The sequence below is a fragment of the Nakamurella sp. PAMC28650 genome, from assembly GCF_014303395.1.
Lineage (GTDB): Bacteria > Actinomycetota > Actinomycetes > Mycobacteriales > Nakamurellaceae > Nakamurella.
Map to the genome: position 1 here is coordinate 2,593,412 of NZ_CP060298.1, position 13,146 is coordinate 2,606,557.

At 66.9% G+C, this 13,146-nt stretch carries 9 protein-coding genes; all 9 read left to right on the forward strand.

Annotation, left to right across the window (positions count from 1 at the left end; genetic code table 11):
* The first annotated feature begins 96 nt into the window (after window positions 1-96).
* A complete protein-coding gene (locus H7F38_RS11805) occupies window positions 97-1,230 on the forward strand; it encodes a substrate-binding domain-containing protein (RefSeq protein ID WP_222618607.1) in 1,134 nt (377 codons plus the stop codon).
* A 29-nt stretch (window positions 1,231-1,259) separates the two neighbouring features.
* Window positions 1,260-2,324, forward strand: coding sequence for an ABC transporter permease (locus H7F38_RS11810; protein ID WP_187094224.1), 1,065 nt, complete (start codon window positions 1,260-1,262; stop codon window positions 2,322-2,324).
* The gene (locus H7F38_RS11815) at window positions 2,321-3,118 is read left to right on the forward strand and encodes an ATP-binding cassette domain-containing protein (protein WP_187094225.1); all 798 of its coding nucleotides are present in this window, start codon (window positions 2,321-2,323) and stop codon (window positions 3,116-3,118) included. The genes H7F38_RS11810 and H7F38_RS11815 overlap by 4 nt, the downstream gene beginning before the upstream one ends.
* Before the next feature lie 51 nt (window positions 3,119-3,169).
* A complete protein-coding gene (locus H7F38_RS11820) occupies window positions 3,170-4,045 on the forward strand; it encodes a sugar phosphate isomerase/epimerase (protein WP_187094226.1) in 876 nt (291 codons plus the stop codon).
* A gap of 224 nt (window positions 4,046-4,269) precedes the next feature.
* A complete protein-coding gene (locus tag H7F38_RS11825; RefSeq protein WP_187094227.1) occupies window positions 4,270-5,379 on the forward strand; it encodes a YhcG family protein in 1,110 nt (369 codons plus the stop codon).
* Between the two features lie 138 nt (window positions 5,380-5,517).
* Entirely contained in the window at window positions 5,518-6,213 is a 696-nt protein-coding gene (locus H7F38_RS11830; RefSeq protein ID WP_187094228.1) for a helix-turn-helix domain-containing protein, read from the forward strand.
* Between the two features lie 116 nt (window positions 6,214-6,329).
* Window positions 6,330-7,799, forward strand: a complete 1,470-nt coding sequence (locus tag H7F38_RS11835) for a TIGR02677 family protein (RefSeq protein ID WP_187094229.1) — start codon at window positions 6,330-6,332, stop codon at window positions 7,797-7,799.
* On the forward strand, window positions 7,796-8,995 hold the full coding sequence (locus H7F38_RS11840; RefSeq protein ID WP_187094230.1) for a TIGR02678 family protein: 1,200 nt from the start codon (window positions 7,796-7,798) through the stop codon (window positions 8,993-8,995). The genes H7F38_RS11835 and H7F38_RS11840 overlap by 4 nt, the downstream gene beginning before the upstream one ends.
* Window positions 8,992-13,143, forward strand: coding sequence for a TIGR02680 family protein (locus H7F38_RS11845; RefSeq protein ID WP_187094231.1), 4,152 nt, complete (start codon window positions 8,992-8,994; stop codon window positions 13,141-13,143). Before H7F38_RS11840 ends, H7F38_RS11845 begins: the two co-directional genes overlap by 4 nt.
* The last annotated feature ends 3 nt before the right edge of the window (window positions 13,144-13,146 follow it).

Sequence of the window (13,146 nt, forward strand, 5' to 3'; positions counted from 1 at the left end):
TACCTGAGCGATCTTATGCTATATCAGCGGTTGCTTTTGCCTAGATCTAGGCTAAAGTCTGCCAACAAGCAAGCAAAACTGAGACTAGGAGCGGTCATGCAGCAGATGCCATCGAGGTCATCGAAGTCGTGGAGATTGCCGGCGGCCATCGGCGTCGCAGCAGCACTGGCCGTCTCGGGGTGCTCGTCGTCGAGTTCGGCCACCGGATCCTCCAGCGCCACCGGATCCTCCAGCGCGGCCGGATCCCCCAGCGCTGCCGGGGCCTCGGCGGCCGGAAGTCCCTCGAGCGCAGGTGGTTCGTCCGCGGCCGGCGGCATCGCGGTGATCCTGAAGGGCCTGGACAACCCGTTCTTCCAGACCATGGAGGACGGGGCCAAGGCCGGAGCGGCGTCCAACGGGGTGACGATCCAGGTCCAAGCCGCCACCTCGATCACCGATACGACAGGGCAGGCCGACAAGCTGGCCGCATTGGCCACCCAGAACTACGGCTGCTTCGTCGTCAACCCCATCAGCGGCACGAACCTGATCCAGGGCATCGCCCAGCTCGCCGCGAAGAAGAAGATCATCGTCAACATCGACTCTCCGGTCGATCCGGCGGCGGCCAAGGCGGCCAATGCCACCCTGGCGACCTACATCGGTACCGACAACACCGCCGCCGGCAAGATGGCAGGCGCCGAGATGATCAAGCAGCTGCCCAGCGGCGGGACCGTCGCCGCCATCGGTGGCATTTCCGGTGACGTCACCAGTGCGGCCCGTATCTCCGGTTTCCAGGACGGCATCAAGGCGCAGGCGTCGATCAAATTTCTGAGTGTCGTGGCCGGTAACTGGGACCGTCAGGTGGCGCTGACGCAGGCCACCACCCTGATGCGCGCGCATCCTGAACTGACCGGGTTCTTCGTGGCCAACGACGACATGGCGCTCGGCGTGGCCAGGGCGATCGCCACCGCGGGCAAGACGGGCAAGATCAAGGTGATCAGCGTGGACGGGCTGAAAGAGGCGGAGCAGGCGGTGCAGAGCGGTGATCTCTCTGCTGTCGTCGCGCAGTACCCCTACGCCATCGGTCAGATGGGCGTCGAGGCGTGCAAGGCCGCACTCGTCGGGAAGACACTGCCCACCAACGTCACCGCCCCGGTCGAACTGGTGACGAAAGCCAATGCGGCGCAGGCACTTGCCGTGACGCCGAAGCCGTTCGGCACCTACGCCGATCCCTTCGTCGATCTGCTGAAGTGACTGAATCTGTCAGCGCGAAGGAGCGAAGAATGAGTTCCACCCCGTCGACCACCGGCCCGGCGTCGGCCACCGCCACCTCGGCGATCACCACGCCGGGCACGGACCCACTCGATGGAGCCGCGCCGGACACCGACTCGACCGCTGATGGTGGATCGGGGTCCAGGTCGCGATTCAGAGACCTCTCCTTCTGGGCGGAATGGGCGGCGCTCGTCGGGCTGGCCATTCTCGTCATCGTCTTCCAGAGCTCCAATTCGACGTTCCTGTCGACCGGGAACATCGAGGCGATGCTGGTCTCGGCGGCCATTCTCATCGTGCTGGCCGTCGGTCAGACCTTCGTCATCACCACCGGTGGGATCGATCTCTCGGTGGCGTCGACGATGACGTTCGGGGCCGTCGCGTTCGGGTTGACCTACGAGCATTCCGGGCAGCTGTGGCTCTCGTGCATCGTCGCGGTGGTCGCCGGCGCGGTGATCGGGGTGGTGAATGGTCTGCTGATCTCCGTCGGGGGGATCACCGACTTCATCGCCACCCTCGGGACACTTTCCGCCGCCTCCGGTCTCGCGTTGATCCTGGCCAACGGGAGCCCCATCACCATCGTGAATTCCACCCTGCTGAATCTGGCCAGTGGAGGGTTCGGGATCTTCGGGTATTCGTTCATCATCGCCGCGGTGGTCGCGATCATCGGCCACGTCGTCTACTTCCGCACCCGGTTCGGCACGCATGTCCTGGCCACCGGCGGATCCAGCGAGGCCGCCGCCGCTACCGGTGTGCGCACCAAGCGGGTGAAATTGGCCGTCTACATCATCTCGGGAAGCCTGGCCGGTCTCGGCGCGATCCTGCTCGTCTCGCGGGTGGGAGCGGCCGAGCCCGCTGCGAACACCGCCTTCCTGCTGAACTCGGTGGCCGCCGTCGTGCTGGGCGGTGTCAGCCTGATCGGCGGTCGAGGCAGTGTCATCGGGCCGGTGCTGGGAGCCCTCCTGCTCACCGCGTTGACCAACGGCCTCACCCTGGTCGGCGTATCCGAGTTCTACCAACCACTGTCGGTGGGCATCGTCGTGGTGCTGGCCGCTCTCCTGTCGAGGTTCCAGAAATGACCGAATCGACCCAGACCCCGACGACGTCGACCGGACCCGCCGCGGGGGTCGCCGACGATCTCCTGACCGTCGACGACGTGTCGCTCTCCTTCGGACCGGTGCGTGCTCTGCGCGACGTCAACCTGACGCTGCGGCGCGGCGAGATCACCGCGCTGGTCGGGGACAACGGTGCCGGGAAGTCCACCCTGGTTCGCTGCCTGTCCGGGATTCACCGGCCGGACAGCGGGCAGATCACCTTCGACGGGAGCGTCGTCAAATTTCATGGTCCCGACGACGCACGGAACGCCGGAATCGAGACGGTGCACCAGAATCTTGCCCTCGTCGAGGATCTCACCGTCTGGCAGAACCTCTTCCTCAACCGAGAGAAGGTCATCGGGCGACCCCCGTTCGCATTCCTGGATCGCAAAGGGATGAAGCGCGAGGCGAACCGGATGGTCTCGGCCCTGGCGGTCAACGTCCCGGCGGTCACAGCGCGGGTGCGACGGCTCTCCGGAGGCCAGCGCCAGGCGGTTTCCATCTGCAGGGCAGCGAGTTTCAGCTCGAAGCTGGTGATCATGGACGAGCCGACGGCGGCCCTGGGTGTGCAGGAAACCGCGAAGGTGGAGCAACTGATCCGCAAACTCCGCGACGACGGCCATGCCGTGCTGTTGATCAGCCACAACTTCCAACAGGTGCTGCGGCTCTCCGATCACGTGTGGGTGATGAGGGCCGGGCGCTGCGTCGGCGGCCGGCGCACCGCCGACACCACCGGGGAGCAGATCGTCGGCCTGATCACCGGCACCATCGCGTCCTGACTCGTACCGCCTCCCCATTTGATCTTCTCCACTAGCTCGAGGAGCCCTGTCATGTTCTCCACAAACCCCATCGGTATCCACGCCCTCGTCTGGGCCGGTGACACCTCGGCAGAGTCGGTGACCAAGGCCATCACCAGGACGAAGGAGGCCGGGTACGACCTGCTCGAATTCTCGCTGCACGACTCGCTCAACCTGGACGTCGTCGCGGCGCGCACCCAACTGGAGGCAGCCGGTCTTGCGGTGGTCTGCTCGCGGGGACTGGCGTTCGACGCAGACGTCTCCAGTGAAGACCCGGACACCGTCAAGCGCGGGGCGGTCCTGCTGGCGGACTCCCTGGAACTCACCCACCACCTGGGCGGCACCCATTTCACCGGTGCGCTCTACAGTGCGCTCGGCAAGTACGACCGGCCGCTCTCGGCCGCGGGCCGCGCCAATGTCGTTTCGGTCCTGCGAGACCTCGCGCAGCAGGCCGCCGGGTGGGAGATGACGCTCGGGCTGGAGATCTGCAATCGGTACGAGACCAACGTCCTCAACACCGCCGCCGACGCCCTCCGGATGGCCGACGACATCGGCGCCGACAACGTGACGATCCACCTCGACACCTACCACATGAATATCGAGGAAGATGATTTCGTCCGTCCGGTACTCGCCGTCGGCGACCGGTTGGGCTACGTCCACATCGGCGAGAACCACCGCGGCTACCTGGGTTCGGGACATCTGGACTTCGCGCCCTTCTTCCGGGCGCTCGAGTCGATCAATTATGCCGGCCCGATCACCTTCGAGAGTTTCTCCTCGGCGGTCGTGGCCCGGGGCCTGTCCAACGACCTGGCCATCTGGCGGAATCTGTGGACCGACGGAGCGGATCTGGCCAAGCACGCGAACCAGTTCATCCGGGAACAGCTCTTCCTGAGCCGGGCCGCGGCGTAGGGTCCGCCCGACCTGCGCGACCTATTCGGTGTCATCGATCCGCTCGTCGCGCCGGTGCTGCCGGGCCGATCAGGCACCTTCCGGTTCGTCTTGAATTTCTTCAACGGCCGTGGGGAAAGTGGACTCTCGCGCCCGGTGTCGGTGCCGACTGGTACTCCTTTGTCCATGAACACGACCCCCGGCTCGAGAAGACTGCAGTGCCAGTTCGACCGGTTGCTGCGCGCATGACCGCTGAGTCCGACCCAGCAGCCCGCATCTCCCGAGGACGGTCACACGAGGAAGCGCAGTTCCCGGCGGTGGCCGCGGCGCCATCTCTGCCCGAGTGGTACCCCGACCTGCTGGCGGCGGTCAGCGACCACGTGACGGCTGGCCGTCGACGCGCGGTGGCTGCAATGAACGCTGGGATGGTCGCGACCTACTGGGCCATCGGCCGGGCGATCCTGAACCGCCAGGATCAACAGGGTTGGGGCGCCAAGGTCATTGACCGCCTGTCCACTGACCTGCGGGAACGATTCCCGGATGCGCGGGGCTACTCGCCCAGGAACCTGAAGTACATGCGCGCCTTCGCCGCGGCTTGGCCCGAGGAAGCAATTGTGCAGCGCACCGCTGCACTATTGCCGTGGAGGCAGCATCAGGTCCTCCTGGACAAACTCCCGGACGCGACGTCAAGGCTCTGGTATGCCGATGAAGCCGTGCGCCAGGGCTGGTCGAGAGATGTGCTGGCTCAACAGATCGCCGGCCGACTCCACGAACGCTCGGGCCGGGCGATCTCGAACTTTGCGGTGACCTTGTCTCCGGCCGACTCGGACATGGCGCAGGAGGCCACCCGGGATCCCTACCTGTTCGACTTCGTCGGGATCGCGGACTCGCGCCGGGAACGTGATCTGGAGGCAGGCCTGATCGAGCACATGGAGAAGTTTCTCCTCGAGCTCGGCCAGGGCTTCGCGTTCGTCGGCCGTCAGGTGCACCTGGAGATCGGTGACCAGGACTTCTATGCCGACCTTCTCTTCTACCACCTCAGGCTGCGGGCGTTCGTCGTGATCGAGCTGAAGGCAACGGATTTCGAGCCCGGTTATCTGGGACAGCTCGGGATGTACATGGCGGCGGTCGATGATCTCCTCGCCCATGTCGACGACAAGCCGTCCATCGGTCTGCTCCTGTGCCGGACGAAGAACAACGTGGTGGCCGAGTACGCCCTCCGCGGTTCGAAGATGCCCATCGGCATCGCTGAGTGGGCGACGACCGTCACCACCGCGTTGACGGAGGAGCTGACTTCGAGCCTGCCCAGCATCGAGGACATTGAGGCGGAGCTTTCGTCAAAGCACGACGTCTGAGGTGTCTGGGTGGGGATCGAACGTCATCGGGCAACTGTTGTGATCATGGCCTGACTCTGAGATTGTCCAGCAGCCTGCTGGACAATCTCAGCACTTGGGCATCTGGCAGGGCCCCACCGCCCAGTAGGCTCTTCTGCCATGACGGATCTCGAGATGCTGGCGCGCGTTCGACTACTGCGCGCCGAGGGCAAGGCACCGAAGCAGATCGCTCGCATTCTGGGCCTGAGCCCGTCCGTGGTGGCGCCGCTGGTGCGCGCAGTGGCCGCCGAACGGGACGAGGCCGCTGTCGCGCCTGCGGTGGTCGGCTGCTGGGTCAACCAGGGATGGAGCCTTGGCCTGTCGGTCGACCCAGACCAGGGATGGCAGGACCAGGCGAACGATGACGACAGCACCGCTGGGTTGGTCTGTGTGCTGCTGGCCAGGCGGCACCGCTTCGACAAGGTGACGGTGTGCGGATACCTGGCGGATGTCTACTGCCTGGGCATCAAGAACACCTTCGGACCCGAGGTGATGGGCGAGTTCGAGTTCAGCAAGTTCCAGCCGGAGTTCTTCGGTGCCTTCCAAGGTTGGCAGACCGCAGACATCGAACTGGCCCGGCACCTGATCTTCGGGGCGGTCGACTACGCCCGAGCCCTCGGGTTCGAACCTCAGGGTGAGTTCGATGAGGCCGCCGGTCTTCTCGGACCTTGGACCGGACCGTCGGCCATCACCTTCGGCAAGGATGGCAAGCCGTCCTACGTGTCCGGCCCCTACGACGACCCCCGTCGGATCCTCAAGACTTTGGAACGGACCGCGGCGGGCCAATTCGAATTCAGCGTGGCCGCTGACCACTAGTCACGACCTTGGATGCGAGGTCAGCGCGAGTTCCTGCTTCAGCCGGCCCCCGGCTGTCGGTGTCGTGCCCTACCGTCTACCTGTCGAATCGATCAGGGGAACAGGAGGAGGTGGCGGTGGCCGAGCCCGGACGTGCTGACCTGTTCCGATACCTCACCGCGGGCGAGTCCCAGGACTACATCGCGATCATGGGCCTGTTCACCCGGACCTTGCTGACGGACCTATCGGCAGCCGACGTGGCCTCCTCGATGGCCCAGGACGGCCCGGTCCTCGAGCTCGACACGGTGGAACTGCGCTGCCGACAGCTGGTGAGCTGGGGGAACCTCGTCCCGTCACTGAGAGATGCACGGGTCAGCACGGTGGCCGAGTTCCTGCGTTCCCGGTCCCGTTACCAGGTGTCCAAGTTGGGTGGGCGGGTTCATCGCACCGCCCTGGACATCCTGCTGGCGGCGGACGGAGCTCGCGAGGTGGCCAGGGAGCTTCTCGGCCAGATCGTCGACTCGCTCGATCGTGTCCTGTCGGCGCTGCGCAACGGCGTTGATGCGGACACGGTGGCCGGCGAGGTGACGGCCATCTTCAACAACCAGCGGCTCTTCAACGACAGTGCCCGAGACTTCTACGCCTACCTGTCCGGGGTCCTGAGCCGCTACGACCTCGGCGGGGAGGAATACGCACAGTTCAAGGCACTGCTGCTGGACTACGTCGACCTGATCACGGCTGACGTCAACCGGCATGCTCCGGCGGTGTCGGCGCGTCTGCAGGAAGTCCTCGGCGCCCTCGACCCGCTGCTCGAGTTGCTGGCCACGGTCCGGGGTCTGGCGGTGCCGGACGGGACAGTGGTCGAGCGGGCCGGGGGTCGTTCGCGGGAGGACTGGGAGGAGCTGGCCCGCTGGTACGGCGCGAGCGGTACCGACTCCGGCACAGAGCAGTTGCGTGCCGCCGCCGGCCAGGCCCTCGGGCAACTGATCAACAACGCCAAGCGCTTGCTCGACTCGTCAGGCACCGGCTTCTCCCGCCGGGCCGACCTGCTGCGGCTGGCCCGTCGATTCGCCGACCTGGACGATCTGAGTGCACACCGACTTTTCAACAGCACGTTCGTGGCCTATCCCGCACGCCACCTGCTGCTGGGGCCGGACGAGCCGGACCCGCGGACCGGACCGGCCACCTCGTGGTGGGTCTCGGATCCGATCGAAGTGCCGATCTCGCTCCGGGAACGGGGCGATCGGGCGATTCGCGGCCGGTCGTCCCGGGTGCCCGACCCGACCGCAGATCGTCAGCGACTGATTGCGCAAGCTCGCCGGGAAGCCGAGCTGCGCAACGCGGCGGTCGCCGAGTTGGCTGCGGTCGGTGATCTGAACGGTGCACGAATCTCCCCGGCCGCCCGGGAACTTCTTCTCGATCATCTCTCGAAGTTGTTGGCGCAGAACGCCACCGGGCTCACCGATTCCGATACCGGTCTGACGTTGACGGCCAGTCCTGGGTCGGACACGGTGGTCGGCGCCGAAGATGGCACCATCACCTTCGCCGGCCTGGAGTTGCGGATCTCGGCCACCTCTTCGGCGGACATCCAGGAGGAAGCATCATGACATCGCCCCCCACCTCGACCTGGCGTCAGGATTCCGCCGGGCGTCAGCAGGCCGCCCGGTACCTGCTGGCGACCCCCATCCTGACGGCATCGCGCGAGCCGGAGCGGCTGGCATTGGTGCGTCGTCACACCGCTGCTCTGAAGTCGATGTTCGCAACCCAGCTGGGCTACGCGCTGGTCGTCGAGGCCTCCTTCGCCCGGTTGATCAAGTCGCCGTTGCCGGTGACGGCCCCTTCTCGCCCCGCCCGGCGCCAGACCGACGAGAGTGCCTTCGGTGCAATGACCTACACGCATCTGGCGCTGATCTGCGCCGCCCTGCTCGCGCCCGGGGTGGGAGACCAGATCCTGATCTCGGCGCTGGTGGACCAGGTCAGGGCCGACGCGGCAGAGCAGTCGATCGCGATGTCCGACCACATCTCCGATCGCCGGCAACTGGTGACCGCGCTCGGCCTGCTGCTGAGCTGGGGTGTGCTGAGCGAGACGGAGGGGTCGGTCACGGCCTGGGGTGAGCGCCGGGAGGACGAGGCTCTCTTGACGGTGCATCGGCCCCTGCTCGCGCTGCTGCTACCCAACCCATTGCAGGAGTTGATGTCGAGCGCCGACGCAGGGGAGCCGGCGTCGGGTGATCAACCCCGGCGCCGGTTGCGGCGCCGGCTGGTGGAGAGCCCGGTTGTGTTCCGCGTCGACCTCGACGACGAGGAGCGCGATGTCCTGTCCCGCGAACGATCCGAACTGACCCGCCACCTGGACGAGAACTTCGGCCTGACCCTGGAAGTGCGAGCCGAAGGAGCCCTGGCCTACGACGCGGCCGGCACCCTCACCGACGTGGAGTTCCCCGGCAGTGGCGCCGGCAGCGCCAAGCAGGCCGGGCTGATGCTGCTGGATCGGCTGATCGTCTCTTTGGCACCCGGCGCCGAGTCGCAGGTGCTGATCGGCGAGGTCAACTATCCGGGAGTGCTCGTGAGCTGGCCGGAGATCGACCGGCTCATCTCCGAACTGATCAACGAGAACAAGAAGCGTTGGCGTGCAGCCTATGTCGCTTCGCCCAGCACTCTGCGGGCCGATGTCGTCGAACTGCTGCAATCACTGGACCTGGTCCGGTCCGTCGCCGACGGATTGGTCGTCTTCCCCTTCGGTGCCCGCTACCGCCCGTCCATCACCGCCGGTCCCGCAACGCTGTTCGAGGTGAACTCATGACTGCTTTCGCTCTGCCCGCCGTCGGACTGCCGGAACAGCTACCGGTCCGTCGCGAAGGGCGGTGGCGGCTGCACCGGGCCGGCATCGTCAACGTGTGGCAGTACCTGGACAACGAGTTCGACATCTCCGGCGGCCGGATGATCCTGCGCGGGACCAACGGCTCCGGCAAATCACGTGCGCTGGAGATGTTGTTGCCGTTCCTGTTGGACGGCGACCGTCGCAAGATGGACGCGACCGGGTCGGGCAAGGTCAGTCTGGACGAACTGATGAAGGCCGGGATCGGTGACCAGACCAATCGCAGCGGCTACCTGTGGGCCGAGTTCGCGCGGCCGGGTGGGTACCTCACCGTCGGAGTGTTGTTGCGGTACAGCCGGTCCGCCCACCGGACGCAGCCCTGGTTCTTCACCACCCCGTTCCGCGTCGGCGAGGAATTGACACTGCTGTCCCGGAGTCGCGACGTCCTCACGCTCGACGAGTTGAAGCAGCTGATCGGAGCGGAGCGGGGTACCGATTCGGCTGAGGTGCACCGCGAGCGTGTGCGGACCGAGTTGTTCGGCCTGCGCGGTGATTCCGGTCGCGACCGGTTCGCCGGCCTGCTGCAACTGCTGCACACGCTCCGTTCACCCGACGTAGGCAACCGGATCGACGAGGGCAAACTGCCTCAGATTCTCAGCGATGCGCTGCCGCCACTGCGGGAGAACACCCTGACCAGAGCCGGCGACCAACTCGACGGCCTGACCGAGACCAGGGCCGGCCAGCAACGACTCGAGAACTCGCTGGTTCGCGTGCAGCATTTCCTCCAGGTATACCGCCGCTACGCCGCCGGGATGTTGGTCGAGACCGCCACCGCAACGGCCGGCTCCGCGGACGACTACCTGTCCGGGCAGAAGGCAGCCCGGCGCACCCTGCGGACGCTCGAGCAACTGATGCAGGAGGCGGTGGAGAAGCAGGCCGCGCACGAAGACCTCCGCGATCAGGTCGGTGAGCTCAACTCGGCCATCGAAGGCATCAAGGGGCGGGAGATCTTCAAGACTGCCGACGATCTCGCGCAGCGCGACCATGCGGTCGCGGCCCTGGCGGTGGCCGCCGACGCCAAACTGAATTCGGCCGACGTACAACGGCGGAACCACGGTCGCGCCGTGGAGGCCGCCGACGGTCGGCTCCGGGAGGTGCAGCACAGCGTCGACGGTGCCTCATCGGCCCTGGCGAAGGCACACAGCGCGCTGCGGGCGGCGCGCCTGCCGGACAGCGGTCTCGTGGAAGCCATTCGCGGTATCGAGTTGCCGGACGAGCCGGGGCAGGCCGTGGTGCGCACCGAACGCGAAGGCCCTCCGGTGTCGTTGGCACGTCCGCTGCCCCGGCGGTTCGAGACGTCACCGCTGGACCTCGAAGCCCCGCGCAGTGCCGCGACCGCCTCGGCCGAGGCGGCCCGCCGGCGGGCGGAGGTCGCCGGTCGGCGGATGACGGAGGCGAAGCGGCTCGTCGATCAGGGCGCCCAGGTGCAGCGCGCCGAAGATGAAGCAGCCCAGGCCCTCGAACTTGCCGAGAGGGACGCCTTCGAGGCGGCCGAAGCCGTCCTGAACAGGGACGCGGGCGCGGCGGAACTGGCTTCGGACTGGCGTGCCTGGATCATTGGTCCCGGCACGGTGGAGCTGCTCGGCCCGCTCGACTGGTCCGTCACGGTGCTGGCTCCACTGCTCGACGACCTGAACGCGCTGCTGGACGAGAGCTTGATCGATCTGGAGCAACTCGACCAGCTCGCCGCCGAGCAGGCGGCACCGGCGCGTGACGCGATGGCAGCCACCCGGCACGATCTCCTGGCTCAGGATGCTGCAGACATGCTGCAGCGCAACGTGTTGCGGGACGAGCAGCGGCAGCTGCTGGCGGCGCAGGACCCGGCGCCGGCGGAACCGCCCTGGCTGCTGCCCGGCCGCTCCGGTGTCCCGTTCTGGCGTGCCGTCGATTTCGTCGACGACGTGCCGGAGCAGGCGCGGGCCGGAATCGAAGGCGCGCTGTTGGCGGCCGGTGTGCTCACGGCGACCATCACCGCTGACGGCAGTGTCCGGGCCGCGTCGGGCGAGATCCTGCTCAGCGTCAACGGATCGGCGGCGGCCAGGCCGTTGTCCCGGTCGCTCCGTCCTGACGAGGCAGCCGGAATACCGCCTGCTCTGGTCAACGGACTGTTGGCCATCATCGGACTCGATGAAGGTGCCGCGGTCACCTCGGTCGGAACCGACGGGAGCTGGCGCAACGGGCCGCTTCGTGGGCGCCACCAGGTTGCCGACGCCCGGCACATCGGTGCGCAGGCCAGGGCTCGGCGACGGGCAGCGCGCCTGGCCGAGATCGACTCCGAACTCGCGGCTCTGGAGGCCGCCGCCGAACTTCGCCGTACCGCGCTCGAGGTGGTCAGAGCACGCGAGGACGCATTGAATCGGCACCTGCGCACCGCCCCTTCCGGGCGGCAGCTGTCCATCCTCCGGTCGGGTTGTCGCATCGCCGGGACCCGAGCCACGAACAGCCGCACCCGCGGCGACGAGGCGAACCGGCGGGCGCAGGAGCTTCGGTCGCGGTGGTCGGCCGAGCTCGTCACCCACCAACAGGCCTGCGCCCACTTCGATCTGCCCGCAGACGAGGATGCGCTGCGCCGGGCCACATCGGATGCTGCCGACGCTGATCGGCACTGTCGCGCGCTGGCCGACGCGCTCCGAGACCTCGCCGACCGTATCGCCAAGCACGGGGCGAGCCTGCGGGTCGAGCGGGAAGCTCGTCAGGAACGGGACCAGAGCGAAAGGGCTGCGACGGAGTCCTGGCAGAGCTGGATGCATGCGGCCACCGAATTGTCGGCGCAGCACGAGGTACTCGACCTCGACGTGGCACAGGCAGCGGCGGAGCTCAAACGCAGCACCGAGACGCTCGCCGAGGTCAACCGGGCCGAGCAGCGGGCGGGGCGGGAAATCGCGGCGCTGCAGGGGAGGCTGGGCGAAGCCAGGGCCGCGCGGGCGCAGGCCGACACGCAGGTGGAAGTGCTGCGGGCCCTGATGATCTCGGCAGCGGAATTGTTGTCCCGCCGACTGCTGGTACCCGGACTGCTGAGCGCAGCGACCGCAGAGACGGTCGACCCGATAGAACGGCCCGAGCAGCCGGAGGCAGTGAAGAAGGTGACTGATCTCCTGCTGGCCGTGGTGAAGAAGCCCGCCCAACCAGTCGGCGAGAACGCTGTGCTCAACGCATTCCAGGCCTTCGATCGGGACGTGTCCGGTCAACTGGACACGGCACGGTCGATGGAAGAGGGCGTTCACGTGGTGCAGGTGGCCGGCGTCGGGGACGTTCACACCCTGGCCGGCGCCGCGTCCGAATTGAACCGTCGCGTCGAGGTGGGTCGAGCTGCCCTGACCGATCGCGAACGGGAGGTGTTCACCACCTTCGTGATCGGCGGAGTGGCCGAGGAACTCAGGCGTCAGGTCAATCAGGCCAAGGTGCTGATCGCGGTGATGAACGACAGCCTGAAGTCCATCCGGACGACCAACGGCATCGGCGTCCGGCTGGGCTGGGGCCTCGGCGATCAGCATTCGTCGCTCGCCCGGGTGTTGAAGCTGGTCGCGACTTCCGGGGCGGTACGGTCCTCCGCCGACAACGACGAGCTGACCGACCTGATTCGCGAACGGGTCGAGGAGTTCTATGCGGCGGACCCCAGCAGTGGTTACGCCGGCCACCTGGCGGCGGCACTGGACTACCGCCGGTGGCACGACGTCGAGGTGGTGATCCTCGGCCCGACCCCCGGACAGGAAAGACGGATCTCCAAGCGGGCCAAGCTGTCCCAGGGTGAGACACGGTTCGTTTCCTACGTGACCCTGTTCGCCGCGGCGGATGGATACCTGTCCGGTCTGCCGGAGTCCGAGCACGCCCTACGGCTCATCCTGCTGGATGACGCTTTCGCCAAGGTCGACGATCCGACCATCGCCGAGCTGATGGGACTGCTGGTTCATCTCGACCTCGACTTCGTCATGACCGCCCATTCGCTGTGGGGCTGCTTCCCTCAGGTGCCGAAGCTGGACATCTACGAGGTACGCAGATTCGACAACAGCTCGGCGGTGACGACCCACACGCATTGGGACGGACACCGCCGACATGTGCGGCTCACCACGTGACCC